A 17,906-nucleotide genomic window follows, 5' to 3' on the forward strand; every position below is an offset into this window, starting at 1 on the left:
TGATGGCTCCTACGGCTCGGGCTGCTCGTTCTGCTGCTCTGTCTGGTCGTTCTGGCCGGTCGCATCGTTCTGCCCGGTCGCGTCGTTCTGCTGCTCTGTCTGGTCGTTCTGGCCGGTCGCATCGTTCTGCCCGGTCGCGTCGTTCTGCCCGGCCTCGTCGTTCTGCCCGGCCTCGTCGTTCCGGGCCTGGCCCTCGGGGTCGGCCCCGGGGGTGACGGTGACCGTCACGGTCGGCGTGGGCTTCGGCTGCTTCTTCTCCGGGAGCACCGTGTCGCGCGGGTCCTTCGACGGTGCCTGGACGACGACGCCGACGATGTCGAGCTTGGTGAAGCTGACGAACGGCGTGACGTCTAGGATGCGGGTCAGGTCGCCGCCGTTGGGGTCGACGCGGGTGATGGTGCCGACGGGCACGCCCGGCACGAAGGGCTTGTCGGCCTGGGAGCCGAAGGTGACGAGGCGGTCGCCCTTCTTGACGTCGGCCTTGCCGTTGAGGAGTTCGACGCGCAGGGGGCGGCTGCCCTGGCCGGAGGCGAAGCCGAGTTCGTCGCCGGACTCCATCCGGGTGCCGACGGTGAAGTCCGGGTCGTTGGCGAGCAGCACGGTGGCGGTGTTCGGACCGACGGTGGTCACGCGTCCGACGAGGCCGTCTCCGTTGAGGACGGTCATGTCGCGCCGCACGCCGTCGTTGGCGCCCGCGTCGATGGTGATGGTCCAGGAGAAGCCCTGGGCCGCTCCTATGGCGATGACCTGGGCGCCCTTGATGCCGTACTGCCCGGCGCCGGCGAGTCCGAGCATCTTGTCGAACTGCTTCAGCCGGCTGCGGCCGCGCTCGTCGCTGCCGAGCTTCGCCTTGAGGGCGGCGTTCTCCGTCTCCAGCTGGGCGAGCCGGTCGTGCCGGTCGCCGGAGTCGCGGATCGCGGAGACCGCGTTGCCGACGGGGTCGACCGCGGAGGAGACCCCGTTCTCGATCGGGCCGAAGACGTTGGCCGCGGCCTGGCGGGCACCGTCGACCGGTGAGTCCTCCCCGCCGCGGATGTCCACCGTGATCAGTGCGAACGCGATGGCGATCAGCAGCACCAGGAGCAGCCGGCTCTCTTTCGTGTCCCTCACGTGCGGCGGCCGTGCCTTCCTCGTCGAAATTCGGGAATCTCGGAATGTACGTGGCGGTGTTCAGGAATTGAGCTGATTCGGTACGTCGGGCGCTTCGCGCACATCAGGTACCGGAACCCTCTATATCAACGATCCGCCGCACGAGAGGAGATCGTCTCGTACGGCGGAACCGAAGTGTTACGTCATCTGCGGGGCGAGGCGTCCAGCACCTGCTGGAGCGCCTCGAACTCCTCGACGCACTTGCCGCTGCCGAGCGCCACGCTGTCGAGCGGGTCCTCGGCGATGTGGATCGGCATTCCGGTCTCCCGGCGCAGCCGTTCGTCGAGCCCGCGCAGCAGCGCGCCGCCGCCGGTCAGGACGATGCCCCGGTCCATGATGTCGCCGGACAGCTCCGGCGGACACTTGTCGAGGGTCGTCTTGACGGCGTCGACGATGGCGTTGACCGGCTCCTCGATCGCCTTGCGCACTTCGGCGGCGGAGATGACGACGGTCTTGGGCAGCCCGGAGACGAGGTCCCGGCCGCGGATTTCGGTGTGCTCGTCGGAGTCGAGGTCGTACGCCGAACCGACCGTGATCTTGATCTGTTCGGCCGTGCGCTCACCCAGCAGAAGGCTGTACTCCTTCTTCACGTGCTGGATGATCGCGTTGTCCAGCTCGTCACCCGCGACGCGGATGGACTGGGCGGTGACGATGCCGCCGAGCGAGATGACCGCGACCTCCGTGGTGCCGCCGCCGATGTCCACCACCATGTTGCCCGTGGCCTCGTGGACCGGCAGGCCGGAGCCGATGGCCGCGGCCATGGGCTCCTCGATGATGTGCACCTGACGGGCGCCGGCCTGGGACGACGCCTCGATGACGGCGCGGCGCTCGACGCCGGTGATGCCCGAGGGCACACAGACGACGACCCGCGGACGAGCCAGATACCGCCGCTTGTGGATCTTCAGGATGAAGTAGCGGAGCATCCGCTCGGTGATCTCGAAGTCGGCGATGACGCCGTCCTTCAGCGGGCGCACGGCAACGATGTTGCCGGGCGTGCGCCCGATCATCTTCTTCGCTTCGGCGCCGACCGCGAGGATGCCACCGGTGTTGGTGTTGATCGCGACGACGGACGGCTCGTTGAGTACGATCCCGCGACCCCTGACGTACACCAGCGTGTTGGCGGTCCCGAGGTCGACAGCCATGTCACGGCCGATGAACGACATTGAGTTCCCCATCAGGATTCGACTGGCCTTCCCAGGAGCTTTTGAGGGCTTTTCAGGTAGGCGAAGTGGGTGCAGTGACGCGTGGAGGCTTCCATCGTAGACGCGCTTTCGCGAACACTGCGCGAGGGTCTTCGCCATTGTCAGCAGATGGCGCACCGCCTCGCTTGTGGAGACGGGCCAACGGTGGGATCCGTTCCCCCGAACAGGCGCGCATATGCCACAGGGCGGTCGCTTTTGCGCGACCGCCCCGGCGCCGCCCGGTCCATTCGGCTGACATGGCGTCAGAAAAAAGACACTCCCGGCGTGTCCCGAAGAAGGATCAGACCCGGCCCGGGAAGAAGATCTTCAGCTCGCGCTCGGCGGACTCCTCGGAGTCGGAGGCGTGGATCAGGTTCTCGCGGACGATCACACCGTAGTCCCCGCGGATGGAGCCCGGGGCGGCGGCGATCGGGTCGGTCGGACCGGCCAGCGCGCGCACGCCCTCGATGACCCGCTCGCCCTCGACGACCATCGCGACGACCGGCCCGGACGCCATGAACTCGACCAGCGGCTCGTAGAACGGCTTGCCCTTGTGCTCGCCGTAGTGCTGCTCCAGCGTCTCGGTGTCCAGGGTGCGCAGTTCCAGCGCGGTGATCTGCCAGCCGGCCTTGCGCTCGATACGGCTGATGATCTCGCCGGTCAGGCCACGACGGACGGCGTCGGGCTTGAGGAGGACGAGGCTGCGCTGGGTCACGAGGGCTCCCTTGAAGATGTTCGAGATGTGCGGTCGTGCGGGTGAAGACTGAGGTTACCGGGCGTGTCGCGGCGTTCGTCACGCAGCGTCAGGCATACCGGACCCGTCGGCCGCGTCCCGCTCAGGCGGGGTCGGGCGCGGAGGCCTCGGCCTGGGCGGCGAACCTCGCCTTCGCCTCGTCGATCTTCCGCCCGTAGTGCACGGAGGCCCACCAGAGGGCGGCGAAGATCGCGCCGAGGAAGAACATGGTCGGCACCACGAAGCCGGAGGCGATCAGCGCGATCTGCAGCGCCCAGCCGAGGGCGATCCCGCCGGGCCGGGTGATGACCCCGCACAGCAGCACGCTGAGGACCATCGCGATGCCGCTGACCGTCCACACCGTCCCCACGGACAGGTCCGGGTCCTTCATGGCGACCAGTCCGGCGAAGCCGATCACGAAGAACTCGCCGATCAGCGTCGAAGCACAGAGCGTACGCACGGTTTCTCAGCCCCTCCTCAGGAGCAGTCGGGCCTCGCCGACGGTGATGACGGAACCGGTGACGAGCACACCGCCGCCCGCGAACTCGCCCTCCTCCTCGGCCAGCGTGATCGCGGCCTCCAGGGCGTCCGGCAGTCGCGGCTCGACCTGGACGCGGTCGTCGCCGAAGACCTCGACGGCGATCGCGGCCAGCTCGTCGGCGTCCATCGCGCGGTGGCTGGAGTTCTGGGTGACGACGACCTCGGCGAAGACCGGCTCGAAGGCTTCGAGGAGTCCCCGTACGTTCTTGTCGCCGCTGGCACCGACCACCCCGATGAGGCGGCTGAACTGGAAGGCCTCCCCCACCGCCTCGGCGGTGACCCGGGCCCCGGCCGGGTTGTGCGCGGCATCGAGCACCACGGTCGGCGAACGCCGCACCACCTCCATCCGCCCGGGCGAGGCGACGGAGGCGAAGGCCTTGCGCACGGTGTCGACGTCCAGCGGCTCGGGGCGCTGCGCGCCGACGCCGAAGAACGCCTCGACGGCGGACAGCGCGACCGCCGCGTTGTGCGCCTGGTGGGCGCCGTGCAGCGGCAGGTAGACCTCGGTGTACTCGCCGCCGAGCCCGCGCAGGGTGACCAGCTGCCCGCCGACGGCGACCTCGCGGGAGACGACGCCGAACTCCAGCCCCTCCCGGGCCACGGTGGCGTTGACGTCCACGGCCTTCTTCAGCATGACCTGCGCCGCGTCCACCGGCTGCTGGGCCAGGATCACGGTGGCGTCCTGCTTGATGATCCCGGCCTTCTCGGTCGCGATCTCGCCGGGCGTCTCGCCCAGCCGGTCGGTGTGGTCCAGGTCGATGGGGGTGACGACGGCGACGTCCCCGTCGATGACGTTGGTGGCGTCCCAGGAGCCGCCCATCCCGACCTCGACGACGGCGACGTCCACGGGCGCGTCGGCGAAGGCGGCGTACGCCATGCCGGTCAGCACCTCGAAGAAGGACAGCCGGTACTCCTGCCGCGCGTCGACCATCTCGACGTACGGCCTGATGTCGTCGTAGGTCTCGACGAACCGCTCGGCGGAGATCGGCGCCCCGTCCAGGCTGATCCGCTCGGTGATGGACTGCACGTGCGGCGAGGTGTACCGCCCGGTGCGCAGCTCGAAGGCGCCGAGCAGGGCCTCGATCATGCGGGCGGTGGAGGTCTTGCCGTTGGTCCCGGTGATGTGGATGGAGGGGTACGAGCGCTGCGGCTCGCCCAGTACGTCCATCAGCGCGGCGATCCTGGCGACGGACGGCTCCAGCTTGGTCTCGCCCCAGCGGGTGGCCAGCTCCGTCTCGACGGCGCGCAGGGCCGCGTCCACCTCGGGGTCCTCCGGCCGCCCGGGGACGTCGGCCTCCGGGGGGCCGCCCTGGGTGCGCAGGGTGCGGCTGCCGGCCTCGATGACGGCGAGGTCGGGGTCGCGGGTGGTCTCCGCGTCGATGATCTCGTCGAAGGAGTCGAGGGGGTCGGAGGGGTCGGGCTGGTCGTTCTGGCCGGGGATGTCACTCACGGGGACCAGTCTACGTACCCCGTGCCGCCGTAGCTGCGGGCAGTCGTGCCGCTGGGGCGGTGGCGAGTGCGGCGCCGTCGTGGCCGGACGCGCCCACGCGGCGGAGCCGCACATCGATACAGCCCCGCGCCCCTGAGGACGTGCAGGCTCCCGGTGCCCGCAACGGCACCGGGAGCCTTCGTTCACGTCTCGGCGACTACGCCTCCGGCAGCTTCTCCAGCTGGGCGGTGATGCGGGCGATGTCCTCGTCCGCCTTGGTCAGGCGGCCGCGGATCTTGTCCACGACGTGGTCCGGGGCCTTGGCGAGGAACGCCTCGTTGCCGAGCTTGGCGTTCGCCTGGGCCTTCTCCTTCTCCGCCGCGGCGAGGTCCTTCGCCAGCCGCTTGCGCTCGGCGGCGAAGTCGATGACCCCGGAGAGGTCGAGGGCCACCTCGACGCCCGCGACCGGCAGCGTGGCCGTCGCCGTGAAGGCGTCGCCCTCCGGCTGGAGCCGCAGCAGCTGCCGGACGGCCGCCTCGTGGGCCGCGAGCGCGCTGCCCGCGAGGGTCAGCCGGGCCGGCACCCGCTGACCGGGCTGGAGCCCCTGGTCGGCCCGGAAGCGGCGGACCTCGGTGATGACGGACTGGACGGTCTCGATCTCCCGCTCGGCGGCCGCGTCCCGGAAGCCCGAGTCGGACGGCCACTCGGCGATCACGACCGACTCACCACCGGTGAGGGTGGTCCACAGTGTCTCCGTGACGAAGGGGACGACCGGGTGCAGCAGCCGCAGCGTCACGTCCAGGACCTCGCCCAGGACCCGCTTGGAGACCTCGGCGGCCTCGCCGCCCGCCTGGAAGGTGGTCTTGGACAGCTCGACGTACCAGTCGAAGACCTCGTCCCAGGCGAAGTGGAACAGGGCGTCGGAGAGCTTCGCGAACTGGTAGTCCTCGTAGTACGCGTCGACCTCGGCGACGACCGAGTTCAGGCGGGACAGGATCCAGCGGTCGGTCGAGGACATCTTCGACGCGTCCGGCAGCGGGCCCTCGACGGTCGCGCCGTTCATCAGCGCGAAGCGGGTGGCGTTCCAGATCTTGTTGGCGAAGTTGCGGGAGCCCTGGACCCAGTCCTCGCCGATCGGGACGTCGACGCCCGGGTTGGCGCCGCGCGCGAGGGTGAAGCGCAAGGCGTCGGAGCCGTACTTGTCCATCCAGTCCAGCGGGTTCACCACGTTCCCGAAGGACTTGGACATCTTCTTGCCGTTCTGGTCACGGACCATGCCGTGCAGCGCGATGGTGTGGAACGGCGGGGTGCCGTCCATCGCGTAGAGGCCGAACATCATCATCCGGGCGACCCAGAAGAAGAGGATGTCGTAGCCGGTGACCAGGACGGAGTTCGGGTAGAACTTCGCGAGCGACTCGGTCCGCTCGGGCCAGCCGAGGGTGGAGAAGGGCCACAGGCCGGAGGAGAACCAGGTGTCCAGGACGTCGGAGTCCTGGTACCAGCCCTCGCCGCTGGGCGGCTCCTCGCCGGGGCCGACGCAGACGACCTGGCCCTCGGGGCCGTACCAGACGGGGATGCGGTGGCCCCACCACAGCTGGCGCGAGATGCACCAGTCGTGGAGGTTGTCGACCCAGTCGAAGTACCGCTTCTCCATCTCCTGCGGGTGGATCTTGACCTTGCCGTCGCGGACCGCGTCACCGGCGGCCTTCGCCAGCGGGCCGACCTTGACCCACCACTGCATGGACAGGCGCGGCTCGATGGTGGTCTTGCAGCGCGAACAGTGGCCGACGCTGTGGACGTAGGGCCGCTTCTCGGCGACGATCCGGCCCTCGGCGCGGAGCGCGGCGACGATGGCGGAGCGGGCCTCGAGCCGGTCCTGGCCCTGGAAGGGGCCGTGGGCGGTGATGACGGCGTGCTCGTCCATCACGGCGATGGCGGGCAGGCCGTGCCGCTGGCCGATCTCGAAGTCGTTCGGGTCGTGGGCGGGCGTCACCTTGACGGCGCCGGTGCCGAACTCGGGGTCGACGTGCTCGTCGGCGACGACCGGGATGGAGCGGTCGGTCAGCGGCAGCTTGATGAGCTTGCCGACCAGGTGCTTGTAGCGCTCGTCGTCGGGGTGGACGGCGACGGCGGTGTCGCCGAGCATCGTCTCCGCGCGGGTGGTGGCGACGACGATGGTCTCGTCGCCGTCCCCGTACTTCATGGAGACCAGCTCGCCGTCGTCGTCCTGGTACTCGACCTCGATGTCGGAGATCGCGGTCAGGCAGCGCGGGCACCAGTTGATGATGCGCTCGGCGCGGTAGATCAGCTCGTCGTCGTAGAGCCGCTTGAAGATGGTCTGGACGGCCTGGGACAGGCCCTCGTCCATCGTGAAGCGCTCGCGCGACCAGGCGACGGCATCGCCGAGGCGGCGCATCTGGCCGGAAATCTGCCCGCCGGACTCGCTCTTCCACTGCCAGACGCGCTCGACGAAGGCCTCCCGGCCGAGGTCGTGCCGGGACTTGCCCTCCTTGCCCAGCTCGCGCTCGACGACGTTCTGGGTGGCGATGCCGGCGTGGTCCATGCCGGGCTGCCACAGCGTCTCGAAGCCCTGCATGCGCTTGCGGCGGGTCAGGGCGTCGATGAGCGTGTGCTCGAAGGCGTGCCCGAGGTGCAGGCTGCCCGTGACGTTCGGCGGCGGGATGACGACGGTGTACGGCGGCTTGTCGCTCTTCGCGTCGGCCTCGAAGTAACCCCGTTCCACCCAGCGCTCGTACAGCTGCCCCTCTACCTCGGCCGGCGTGTACTGGGTCGGCAGTTCGGTGCTGGGTGCGGGCTGCGGCTGCTGAGAGTTCTCGGTCACGGGGTCAGTTTACGGGCGTCACGAGGCTGTCCCGAAACGCGTTTCTTCTGTAACGGTGCGGGACCCGGTGACCTGCGCACGCCAGGTCTGAGTCAGGATGTCAGAACCACGTAAAGCATCTGAGGGGGAACCCAGGAATGAGTCACAACCAGCCGGGCCCGTACGGCGGGCAGCCCCAGCAGCCCGGACCGTACGGCCAGCCGGGCCCGTACGGTCAGCAGCCGCCGCAGGCTCCCCAGCCCGGCTACGGCTACCCCCAGCAGACGCCTCCCCCGCAGCAGCCGGGCTATGGCTATCCGCAGCAGCCCCAGCAGGGCGGCGTACCGCCGCAGGCTCCGCCGTACGGCCAGCAGCCCGGCTACGGCCAGCAGCCCCCGTACGGTCAGCAGCCGCCCTACGGCCAGCAGCCCTACGGCATGCCCCAGCCCCCGGCGCCGGGCGGCGGCAAGAAGAAGACCGGCCTCATCATCGGCGCGGTCGCCGTCGTGGCGGCGATCGGCGTGGGTGCCTACTTCGTGTTCGGCGGGGGCGGTGGCGCCGGTGGCGGCCTGGAGGACGACGGCGCGCACAAGCTGACCACGCCGGCGAAGGCCCTCGGCGAGTACACGAAGGTCCAGGGCCAGGAGAGCGGTGACTCCGACACCGCGAAGGACATGGAGAAGAGCGGCGTCAAGGAAGGCACCGCCGTGATCGGGCAGTGGTCGACCGCCGACTTCAGCGGCTACGACCCCCAGGACCCGTCCACCATCCCCGACAAGGCGGAGCTGCTGGCCGCCAAGGGCTTCACGATGGTGGGCGGTTACGGCAAGATCGACGACCCCCAGGCGACCCTGGACAAGTTCTTCGCCAACATCCAGAAGGAAGTCAAGGAGAGCTCCACCAGCGACACCGGCGGCATGCAGAACGCCGAGCTGGTCGGCGAGCCCGAGGAGGTCGAGATCGACGGCACGGTCGCCAAGTGCCAGTCGACCAAGGCCACCAACGCGCTCACCAAGAAGGAGTCGACCGACTGGTTCTGCGCCTGGGCCGACTACAGCACCATCGCCATGGTCTCCCCGGGCGACAACGCCGGTACCGGGGTCGGCAAGGAGAAGGCGATCGACATCACGTCGAAGCTGCGGGACGAGGTCCGCGTCAAGTCCTGACGCGCGCGTCCAACGGCAACGCGGGAGGGGCCCGGTCGGAATCGACCGGGCCCCTCCCGCGTGCGTGGTGCGTGGTGCGTGACCGGCTACGCCGTCTTCTGCTCGCCCGGGCCCCGGCCCCGCGAATCCCGGGGGATGAGCGTCGGGTTGACGTTGGAGAGGACCACGTCGGCGGTGATGACGACGCGGGCGACGTCCTTGCGGGAGGGGACCTCGTACATGACGCCCTGGAGGACTTCCTCCATGATGGCGCGCAGCCCGCGGGCGCCGGTCTGGCGGAGGATGGCCTGGTCGGCGATGGCCTCCAGGGCCTCGCGCTCGAAGTCCAGCTCCACGCCGTCGAGTTCGAAGAGGCGCTCGTACTGCTTGACGAGCGCGTTGCGCGGCTCGACCAGGATCTGGAGGAGCGCCTCGCGGTCGAGGTTGTGCACCGAGGTGATGACCGGGAGCCGGCCGATGAACTCGGGGATCATGCCGAACTTGACCAGGTCCTCCGGCATGACCTGCTCGAACTGGTCCTTGGACTCGATCTCCCGCTTGGAGCGGATCTGCGCGCCGAAGCCGATGCCCTTGGCGCCGGCCCGGCCCTCGATGATCTTCTCCAGGCCCGCGAAGGCACCGCCCACGATGAACAGGACGTTCGTCGTGTCGATCTGGATGAACTCCTGGTGCGGGTGCTTGCGGCCGCCCTGCGGCGGGACGGAGGCCGTGGTGCCCTCCAGGATCTTCAGCAGGGCCTGCTGGACGCCCTCGCCCGACACGTCGCGCGTGATGGACGGGTTTTCACTCTTCCGCGCGACCTTGTCGATCTCGTCGATGTAGATGATCCCGGTCTCGGCCTTCTTGACGTCGTAGTCGGCGGCCTGGATCAGCTTCAGCAGGATGTTCTCGACGTCCTCGCCGACGTACCCCGCCTCGGTGAGCGCCGTGGCGTCGGCGATCGCGAACGGGACGTTCAGCATGCGGGCGAGGGTCTGGGCGAGGAGGGTCTTGCCGGAGCCCGTGGGGCCCAGCAGGAGGATGTTGGACTTCGCCAACTCGATGGCGTCCTCGCGGCCTTGGGCGCCGCCGTTCTCGCCGGCCTGGACCCGCTTGTAGTGGTTGTACACCGCGACGGAGAGGGCCTTCTTGGCCGCCTCCTGGCCGACCACGTAGCTCTCGAGGAACTCGTAGATCTCGCGGGGCTTGGGGAGCTCCTCCCAGCGCACCTCGCTGGTCTCGGCCAGCTCTTCCTCGATGATCTCGTTGCAGAGGTCGATGCACTCGTCGCAGATGTACACACCGGGCCCTGCGATGAGCTTCTTGACCTGCTTCTGGCTCTTCCCGCAGAACGAGCACTTGAGCAGATCGCCGCCGTCACCGATGCGTGCCACGGTGTGCTTCCCCTTCGCCTGGGAGACTCCCGGACGTCGACGTCACGTCAACGGCGGGCGGACTCCTGGTGCTGCCTTATGTCCGACGGTACCTTGCCGGGCCCCTCGTCCGGGCCCCCCTTGGCACGGTTCGCTTTGACGTGAATCGCGTCAAACCGTGCCAAGGAGCGGCAGACGATACAGCCTCCCGCCTAGCGGAGAGAGGAGTTGTCCATCTTCCGGGTGGTGATGATCTGGTCGATCAGGCCGTAGCTCAGCGCGTCCTCGGCCGTGAGGATCTTGTCGCGCTCGATGTCCTCGCGGATCTTCTCGACCGGCGTGGTGGAGTGCTTGGCCAGCATGTCCTCCAGCTGCGAGCGCATCCGGAGGATCTCGTTGGCGGCGATCTCCAGGTCGGAGACCTGACCGCGGCCGGTCTCGCTGTACGGCTGGTGGATCAGGACGCGGGCGTTCGGCAGCGCCATGCGCTTGCCCGGGGTGCCGGCGGCCAGCAGGACGGCGGCGGCGGAGGCGGCCTGGCCCATGCAGACCGTCTGGATGTCCGGCTTCACGTACTGCATCGTGTCGTAGATGGCCGTGAGCGCGGTGAAGGAGCCGCCGGGGCTGTTGATGTAGACCGAGATGTCCCGGTCGGGGTCCATCGACTCCAGGCACAGCAGCTGCGCCATGACGTCGTTGGCGGAGGCGTCGTCGATCTGGACCCCGAGGAAGATCACGCGCTCCTCGAAGAGCTTCGCGTACGGGTCGTACTCGCGCACGCCCTGCGAGGTGCGCTCGACGAAGCGCGGGATGACGTAGCGGGACTCGGCCTGCGGGCCGGTGTAGCGGCCCTGGGAGGCGGCGGCGCGCATGTCCTGCGTGGCGTTCGCGCGGTCGTACAGGCCGCTGCCGGGGAAGTCGTTCACAGTGTCTCCTGTAAAGGGGCTGAGGCGGTCGGCTCGGGGCGGAGGATGGCTCAGGCGCCCGTGCCGCCGCCGCCCGGCATGCCGGCGGCCGTGGCGATGACGTCGTCGATGAGGCCGTACTCCTTGGCCTCGAAGGCGTCGAACCAGCGGTCGCGGTCCGAGTCGCGGGTGATCTGCTCGATCGTCTGGCCGGTGTGCTGGGAGGTCAGCTCGGCCATGCGCCGCTTGGTGTGCAGCAGCCGCTCGGCGTGGATCTTGATGTCCGAGGCCGAACCGGCCAGGCCGGCGGAGGGCTGGTGGATCAGGATCTCGGCGTTCGGCAGCGCGAAGCGCTTGCCGGGGGTGCCCGCGCTGAGCAGGAACTGTCCCATGGAGGCCGCGAGACCCATCGCGATCGTCACCACGTCGTTCTTGATGTACTGCATGGTGTCGTAGATCGCCATGCCGGCCGTGATCGAACCGCCCGGGCTGTTGATGTACAGGAAGATGTCCTTGTCCGGGTCGGACGCGAGGAGCAGCAGCTGTGCGGTGATCTTGTTAGCAATGTCGTCGTCGACCGGCTGGCCGAGGAAGATGATCCGCTCGCCGAGCAGTCGGTTGTAGACCTGGTCGCCGAGGCCGCCACCGATGGAGGGCTCGCCGGCGGCTGAGGGCATCAGATTCGTCACGTATCCACCTGCTCGTCTTACGACGGCGCCGGGCCGTCTCACGTTTCCCTGCGGGGCTGGAGCCGCTTTCCGGGACTCCCCTGCCCTCGTATTCATGGACCCTAACGCGGTGACCCTGCGGTGCCATCCCGGTTCTGCGGGTGTTCGCCGGGGGCGTAGCGCCGTGACGGTACCTGTCGTCGCCGGGTGCGGGTCCGTGGGTGGCTGGTCGCGCCCACGCGGCGGAGCCGCATGTCGACACCGCCCCGCGCCCCCGGGTGGGCCGTCCGGCCGTATGGCGAACGGGCCCCGGCGATGGTCGTCCGGGGCCCGTTTGTGCGTCCGTCTGGGGAGACGCGAGAGGTATCAGCCCTCGGTCTTCTCCTCGGCCTTGTCGTCGGCCTTCTCGGCGTCGGCCTTCTCGGCGTCGGCGGACTCGGTGGCGGCGGCCTCGGGGGCCTCCGTCTCCTCGTCCTCCTCGTCGTCCAGGTCGACGATCTCGCCGTTGGTGTCCTTGACCGTGGCCTTCTCGACCACGGAGGCCAGGGCCTTGCCGCGGGCGACCTCGCCGACGAGGAGCGGGACCTGGCCCTGCTCGACGACGGCCTGGGCGAACTGGTCGGGGGACATGCCGGAGGACGCGGCACGGCGCATGAGGTGCTCGGTCAGCTCTTCCTGGCTGACGTTGTGCTTCTCCTGCTTGACCAGCTCGTCGAGGACGAACTGGGTCTTGATGCCCTTGACCGCGGCCTCGCGGGTCTCGGTCTCGAACTCCTCGGCGGTCTTGCCCTGCAGCTCGAGGTACTTCTCGAGGTCGAGGCCCATCTGGCCGAGCTGGTGGTGCTCGAGGTTGTGCTTGCGGGTGTTGATCTCGTCCTCGAGGAGCTTCTCGGGGACCGGGACCTCGACCAGCTCGAGCAGCTTGTCCAGGACGCGCTCCTGGGCCTGCGTGGCCTGGTCGTACTGCTTCATGTTGGCGAGGCGCTTGCGGCTGTCGGCCTGCAGCTCCTCCAGGGTGTCGAACTCCGACGCGAGCTGCGCGAAGTCGTCGTCCAGCTCGGGCAGCTCGCGCGCGGCGACCTGGGTGACCTTGACGGTGACCTCGGCCTCCTTGCCGGCCGCCGAGCCGCCCTTGAGCTCGGAGGTGAAGGTGGCCTCGCCACCGGCCTCCAGGCCCTTCACGGCGTCGTCGATGCCGTCCAGCAGCTCGCCGGAGCCGATGGTGTAGGACACACCGTCGGCGACGCCGTCCTCGAGGACCTCGCCGTCGACCGTGGCCTGCAGGTCGATGGTGAGCACGTCGCCGTCCGCGGCGGCGCGCTCGACCGGGGAGGTCGAGGCGAAGCGCTCGCGCAGCTGCTCCACCGACTTCTCGACGTCCTCGTCGCTGACCTCGACGGCGTCGACCTCGACCTCGATGCCGGAGTAGTCCGGGATCTCGATGGAGGGGCGGATGTCGACCTCGGCGGTGAAGTTCAGCGTCTCGCCGTCCTTCAGCTCCGTGATGTCGACCTCGGGCTGGCCGAGCGGGTTCAGCTCGGCCTCGTTGACCGCGTCGGTGTAGAACTTGGGAAGCGCGTCGTTGACCGCCTCCTCCAGAACCGCACCGCGGCCGAACCGCTGGTCGATGACCCGGGCCGGGATCTTGCCCTTGCGGAAGCCCTTCACCGTGACCTGCTGGTTGATCTTCTTGTACGCCGCGTCGAGGCTGTCCTTGAGCTCCTCGAAGGGCACCTCGACAGTGAGCCGAACCCGGGTCGGGTTCAGGGTCTCCACGGCGCTCTTCACGGTTCGGTCTCCTTGGTGGCTGACTTCTTGGGTTCTGCCGGAACCAGAGAGTGTCCGGCAAATTACGCCGCCCGGAGACTTCAGTCGCTGATGACACACGGGCGTGCAGCTTGCATAGTAACGGCAGCGACTACACGGCCCAAAAGGCGATCACTCGGCGATCACTCGGTGGTCGGGGTGGCGGGATTTGAACCCACGGCCTTCCGCTCCCAAAGCGGACGCGCTACCAAGCTGCGCCACACCCCGTCTGGTGCGACACGTAGGGTACATGCCGCCAGGCACCGGGGACCGCAGAGTTTCCCGAGCGTCCGTGAAGGTCCGGCGCGGACCGGAAGGGGGCGTGCGGTGAGGGGTGTGCGGTGAGGGGGCACGACCCGCTACGATGCGTGCAGTGCCGCGGTCACCGACCTGCGGCGCGTGCTGTGCGGGCGTAGCTCAATGGTAGAGCCCCAGTCTTCCAAACTGGCTACGCGGGTTCGATTCCCGTCGCCCGCTCCAAACGTCTCAGGGCCAGGTCAGAGGATCATTCCTCCGCCTGGCCCTGATCGCTTTCCGGGGCTCCGATCAGTCGGTCGTGTCCCCGGCGTGCCCCTTGGGCTTTCGATCTTTCTTCTTCTTGCCCTTCCCACTCTTCTTCCGGCCCTTGTCGACGAGCCCGGACACGGCGTCGGCGATCAGCCGGTCACGCTCGGCACTGGCGTGCTGGTAGATCAGCGCGGCCCGGGCGGTGCTGTGACCCATGCGCGCCATCAGCTCCCGCGTACTCGCACCGGTCGAGGCGGCGAGGGTGTTCCCGGTGTGCGTGGCGCGGTAAGAGTTTCCCTACGGCGCGCTCGGCGGCTGCGGGCATGCAGTGGGGAGGACACCCTCCGTGGCTGGGGCGGTCGGGTGCCGGAGGTCTGAAGGTCCTGTGACAACGGGGCCGGTCCCGATTAGAGCTGAGTACTCTGGGCCAATGGCCGACGTAGAGGTCGATGTGGATCAGGGTATGACTCGCAGTCAGGTCAAGCGCCTGCTTGGAAAGCCCGATAAGACGACCACCGACAGGGAGTCGCGGGGCTTGTACACGCACGGCGTCGTGAGTCTCGGACGTCCGCGTCTTAGTGAGCTGCGTCTCCTACTCAGGCCACGGCGCCGGGTCCCGGTGTGGACATATGAGGACACTCCGCAGGCGGGGCTAAGAACCTTTGTCCGCTTCAGGCAAGGGCGAGTCACCGAGGTGGACACCATCCGCCTGAGGGACCGCTAGGCAGCGTGACATCCCGCGGGCATCGGCACCGTGCACGAGCGGGAGAAGGGCGTACATGCCCCCCACGTGCCCGATCGAGCAGCGACCGGCGGGGAACAAGGGGGAACTTCGGCAAGCTTCCCGAGAACGAGCAGGTCAGCGTCTCGCCAGCTCAGCCCCGATCCGCATGCGCGATCTTCCGAACCGGCTACGCGGGTTCGATTCCCGTCGCCCGCTCCGAGAGGCCTCCGGCCCGGTCCCCCAGGGACCGGGCCGGAGGCCTTTGTGCGGTCCCGGGGGTGCCCGGACCGCACGGGGCCTGGTGGCGGCGGCCTAGAACTGGATCGAGTTGATCGTGTCCGCTATCGAGTCCAGGAAGCGCTGGATGTCGTCGGCCATGCCGGTCGAGGCGAGGAAGAAGCCGAAGAGGACCGCGACGACCGCCGGCCCCGCCTTGACTGAGCCTCCCCGCAGCAGCACCACCAGGATGATTCCCAAGAGCAGCACCACTGACAGTGAAATGGCCACAACTGATCACACCCTCGGTCGGTCCGCACTACCGCCCGGAGGTGCGGCACCGCACACCCCCGCCAGAACCATCGTGCCACCAACCGGGCCCCGTCATGCGGCAGGTGACAGATCGTCCGGCCGGATCCGTGAGCGGCACGCTCCCCCGCGCACGCGGGCGCGGCCCACCGTCGCCTCCCGTACATGATTTCGACGATCCACTCCTGCGGGGAATTCGGGCCGTTTCGTTTCCATGCCCACACAACGCGTTCGCAGCTATTTCGAATTGTCGCGGCGGACACATCGGCGGGCGCGACGACAGCGTCATCACAGGGAGATCACAGGGAGATCACAGGATCACCCAGGAAGCCCGTAAGCGCATTGAAGCGGACATTCTGGCGGAGTCGTTCGCCGGTCTTATGCCCTGTTCAGTCATGATGTGTCATGACAAGCAGGGCGCTCCGCGTGGGACCCGTCCCGCGTCCGGGGAGGCCGAGTTCCCGGAATACGGGGTACTCGCACGGTACTCACACCACGGCCAAGACCCGAAATGCAGGAATGACGTCGAGCGTTTTACGGAATCCGACGGCGGACGCTAGGGTGCCTCAGATGTTCTACGCTGCCTCGTCCCCCACCAGAGCAGCGAGGTCCTGTGACTACTCGCCGGGTTTTCGGCGGGGGGTTGCATGACTAGCTCGCTGCGATCCGACGGCGACCGGAAGTCGCCGTCCCCACGCACCCGCCCGAGCCGGCAGCGCGACGCGTTCTTCGACAACGCCAAGTACCTGGCGATCGTCCTGGTCGGCGTGGGCCACGCCTGGGGTCAGATCCTGGACGGGAACCGGACCGTGGAGACCCTCTACCGGGTCCTGTACACGTTCCACATGCCGGCGTTCATCGTCGTCTCCGGCTACTTCTCGCGCAGTTTCGACCTGAGCCCCAAGCGCGTCAAACGGCTGATCACCGGTGTCGTCGTCCCCTACGTCGTCTTCGAGGTCGCCTACGCGCTGCACCGCCGCGTCAGCGAGGACCCGGGCAACGACATCAGCCTGCTGGACCCCACCTACCTGCTGTGGTTCCTGTGCGCGCTGTTCGTGTGGCGGCTGACCACTCCCCTCTGGCAGACGCTCCGCTGGCCGCTCCCGATCGCCCTCGGCATCGCCGCGCTGGCCTCCGTGACTCCCACCGTCGGCAACGACCTGAACATGCAGCGGGTGCTGCAGTTCCTGCCGTGCTTCGTGCTGGGTCTGCTGCTGCGCCCCGAGCACTTCCAGCTGGTGCGGCGCCGCTCGGTGCGGATCTGGTCCGTGCCGGTGGTCGCGGCGGCGCTGGTGATCGCCTGGTGGTCGGTGCCGCGCATGGAGACCGGCTGGTTCTACCGCAACGCCTCCGTGCAGGACACCAGCGCCCCCTGGTGGTCCGGGCCCGTCCTGACGCTCGCGCTCTTCGGCTGCTCCGTGGTGCTGAGCGCGTGCTTCTTCGCCTGGGTGCCCGGTCGGCGCATGTGGTTCACCGCGCTCGGCGCCGGCACGATCTACGGCTACCTGCTGCACGGTTTCCTGGTGAAGGAGGGCGACTACACCGGCTGGTTCCAGCAGCCCTTCCTGGACCGGCCGCTCGGCGAGATCGGGCTCACCGTCCTCGGCGCCGCCGTCATCACCCTGCTGTGCACCAAGCCCGTCCAGCGGGTCCTGCGGTACGTGGTCGAACCGAGGATGGACTGGGCCTTCCGACGGGACGCCGGCGACGCCGCCCGGGGCCGCCGCAAGCGGGACGATGCCGCCGAGGGCGGCGAGTCGTCCGCCGCTCCCGCCGCGCCGGACGGCAGCGGCGCGAGGGCCTCCGTCTAGGACCCGGCCGGGCTCGCGTCGCGTCCGTCACCCTGACCGGCACCACCGAGAAGCGCGCGCATCCGCGCGTACTTCTCGGTCAGCCGTGTGCGGGTGGCCTCGTCGAGGACCGCGAGCCGCGCGGGGTCGGCGTTGTGCGCGAGGTCCGCCTCCTTGACCAGCAGCGCGCCCGGCACGGCCAGGATCCGCGCGGCGTACGCCTCGGGCGGCTCTCCCGCCCGCTTGGTGAGGGCCAGGACGATGTCCTTGGTACGGCGGCTGAGCGGCGCCTCGTCCAGCCAACGCCCGCTCAGCGCCTCGTCCTCGACGGCGTCGTGCAGCCAGGCGGCCGCGATCTGCTGCTCGTCGCCACCGCGCCGCCGCACACCCTCGGCGACGGCCCGCAGGTGTTCGGTGTAGGGCCGGCCCGCCTTGTCGGTCTGCCCGGCGTGGGCGGCGCGGGCCGTGGCCTCGACCTGGGCCAGGGAGAGCGACGGGACGGACCGCGGAGTGGCGGACCGCGGAGTGGCGGACCGCGGAGTGGCGGACCGCTGTGCGCGGGACTGCGGGTGCGGGCGGGAGTCACCGGAGTCGTCGGGCATGGGCTCAG

General features: G+C 69.1%; 15 protein-coding genes and 2 tRNA genes. 3 read left to right on the top strand and 14 right to left on the bottom strand.

Going from position 1 to position 17,906, the window contains the following annotated elements:
- Positions 1-9 precede the first annotated feature (9 nt).
- The 6 genes from mreC to C4J65_RS10070 form a co-directional block, all read right to left on the bottom strand.
- Entirely contained in the window at positions 10-1,110 is a 1,101-nt protein-coding gene (mreC, locus tag C4J65_RS10045; RefSeq protein ID WP_115742107.1) for a rod shape-determining protein MreC, read from the bottom strand.
- A gap of 182 nt (positions 1,111-1,292) precedes the next feature.
- Positions 1,293-2,312, bottom strand: a complete 1,020-nt coding sequence (locus C4J65_RS10050; RefSeq protein WP_115742108.1) for a rod shape-determining protein — start codon at positions 2,310-2,312, stop codon at positions 1,293-1,295.
- 319 nt (positions 2,313-2,631) lie between these two features.
- On the bottom strand, positions 2,632-3,045 hold the full coding sequence (gene ndk, locus C4J65_RS10055; protein WP_003976187.1) for a nucleoside-diphosphate kinase: 414 nt from the start codon (positions 3,043-3,045) through the stop codon (positions 2,632-2,634).
- Between the two features lie 121 nt (positions 3,046-3,166).
- Positions 3,167-3,523 (bottom strand): DUF4233 domain-containing protein, encoded by a 357-nt coding sequence (locus C4J65_RS10060; protein ID WP_115742109.1) that lies wholly within the window; start codon positions 3,521-3,523, stop codon positions 3,167-3,169.
- Between the two features lie 6 nt (positions 3,524-3,529).
- Positions 3,530-5,053, bottom strand: coding sequence for a folylpolyglutamate synthase/dihydrofolate synthase family protein (locus tag C4J65_RS10065; protein ID WP_115742110.1), 1,524 nt, complete (start codon positions 5,051-5,053; stop codon positions 3,530-3,532).
- Between the two features lie 196 nt (positions 5,054-5,249).
- Entirely contained in the window at positions 5,250-7,874 is a 2,625-nt protein-coding gene (locus C4J65_RS10070) for a valine--tRNA ligase (RefSeq protein WP_115742111.1), read from the bottom strand.
- A gap of 137 nt (positions 7,875-8,011) precedes the next feature.
- On the opposite strand from C4J65_RS10070, the gene C4J65_RS10075 reads away from it, so the two are divergent.
- Positions 8,012-9,019: a hypothetical protein gene (locus tag C4J65_RS10075; protein WP_115742112.1), complete on the top strand. Its 1,008-nt coding sequence runs from the start codon at positions 8,012-8,014 to the stop codon at positions 9,017-9,019.
- Positions 9,020-9,105: 86 nt separating this feature from the next.
- On the opposite strand, the gene clpX is transcribed toward C4J65_RS10075, so the two are convergent.
- From clpX to C4J65_RS10100, 5 genes are all read right to left on the bottom strand, one after another.
- Positions 9,106-10,392, bottom strand: coding sequence for an ATP-dependent Clp protease ATP-binding subunit ClpX (clpX, locus tag C4J65_RS10080; protein WP_003976182.1), 1,287 nt, complete (start codon positions 10,390-10,392; stop codon positions 9,106-9,108).
- A gap of 191 nt (positions 10,393-10,583) precedes the next feature.
- Positions 10,584-11,297 (bottom strand): ATP-dependent Clp protease proteolytic subunit, encoded by a 714-nt coding sequence (locus C4J65_RS10085; RefSeq protein WP_115742113.1) that lies wholly within the window; start codon positions 11,295-11,297, stop codon positions 10,584-10,586.
- Positions 11,298-11,347: 50 nt separating this feature from the next.
- Complete coding sequence (locus C4J65_RS10090; protein ID WP_030186848.1) at positions 11,348-11,953, bottom strand: ATP-dependent Clp protease proteolytic subunit; 606 nt, start codon at positions 11,951-11,953, stop codon at positions 11,348-11,350.
- Between the two features lie 357 nt (positions 11,954-12,310).
- The gene (gene tig, locus C4J65_RS10095) at positions 12,311-13,732 is read right to left on the bottom strand and encodes a trigger factor (protein WP_115742114.1); all 1,422 of its coding nucleotides are present in this window, start codon (positions 13,730-13,732) and stop codon (positions 12,311-12,313) included.
- A 169-nt stretch (positions 13,733-13,901) separates the two neighbouring features.
- Positions 13,902-13,978, bottom strand: a tRNA-Pro gene (locus C4J65_RS10100).
- A gap of 178 nt (positions 13,979-14,156) precedes the next feature.
- Between C4J65_RS10100 and C4J65_RS10105 the strand changes: the two genes are divergently transcribed.
- Positions 14,157-14,230 (top strand) — tRNA-Gly (locus tag C4J65_RS10105).
- A 66-nt stretch (positions 14,231-14,296) separates the two neighbouring features.
- On the opposite strand, the gene C4J65_RS36550 is transcribed toward C4J65_RS10105, so the two are convergent.
- Together C4J65_RS36550 and C4J65_RS10120 are read right to left on the bottom strand one after the other, a co-directional pair.
- Positions 14,297-14,473 carry a hypothetical protein gene (locus C4J65_RS36550; RefSeq protein ID WP_346265871.1) on the bottom strand — a complete coding sequence of 59 codons (177 nt, stop codon included), beginning with the start codon at positions 14,471-14,473 and terminating at the stop codon, positions 14,297-14,299.
- Positions 14,474-15,293: 820 nt separating this feature from the next.
- On the bottom strand, positions 15,294-15,488 hold the full coding sequence (locus C4J65_RS10120) for a hypothetical protein (protein ID WP_115742116.1): 195 nt from the start codon (positions 15,486-15,488) through the stop codon (positions 15,294-15,296).
- A gap of 665 nt (positions 15,489-16,153) precedes the next feature.
- Between C4J65_RS10120 and C4J65_RS10125 the strand changes: the two genes are divergently transcribed.
- Positions 16,154-17,317 carry an acyltransferase family protein gene (locus C4J65_RS10125; protein WP_115742117.1) on the top strand — a complete coding sequence of 388 codons (1,164 nt, stop codon included), beginning with the start codon at positions 16,154-16,156 and terminating at the stop codon, positions 17,315-17,317.
- Here the strand turns inward: C4J65_RS10125 and C4J65_RS10130 are convergent.
- Complete coding sequence (locus tag C4J65_RS10130; RefSeq protein ID WP_346265872.1) at positions 17,314-17,898, bottom strand: HD domain-containing protein; 585 nt, start codon at positions 17,896-17,898, stop codon at positions 17,314-17,316. The genes C4J65_RS10125 and C4J65_RS10130 overlap by 4 nt on opposite strands.
- Positions 17,899-17,906 lie beyond the last annotated feature (8 nt).

It is taken from the genome of Streptomyces sp. CB09001, assembly GCF_003369795.1.
In the GTDB taxonomy this organism is placed as follows: domain Bacteria; phylum Actinomycetota; class Actinomycetes; order Streptomycetales; family Streptomycetaceae; genus Streptomyces.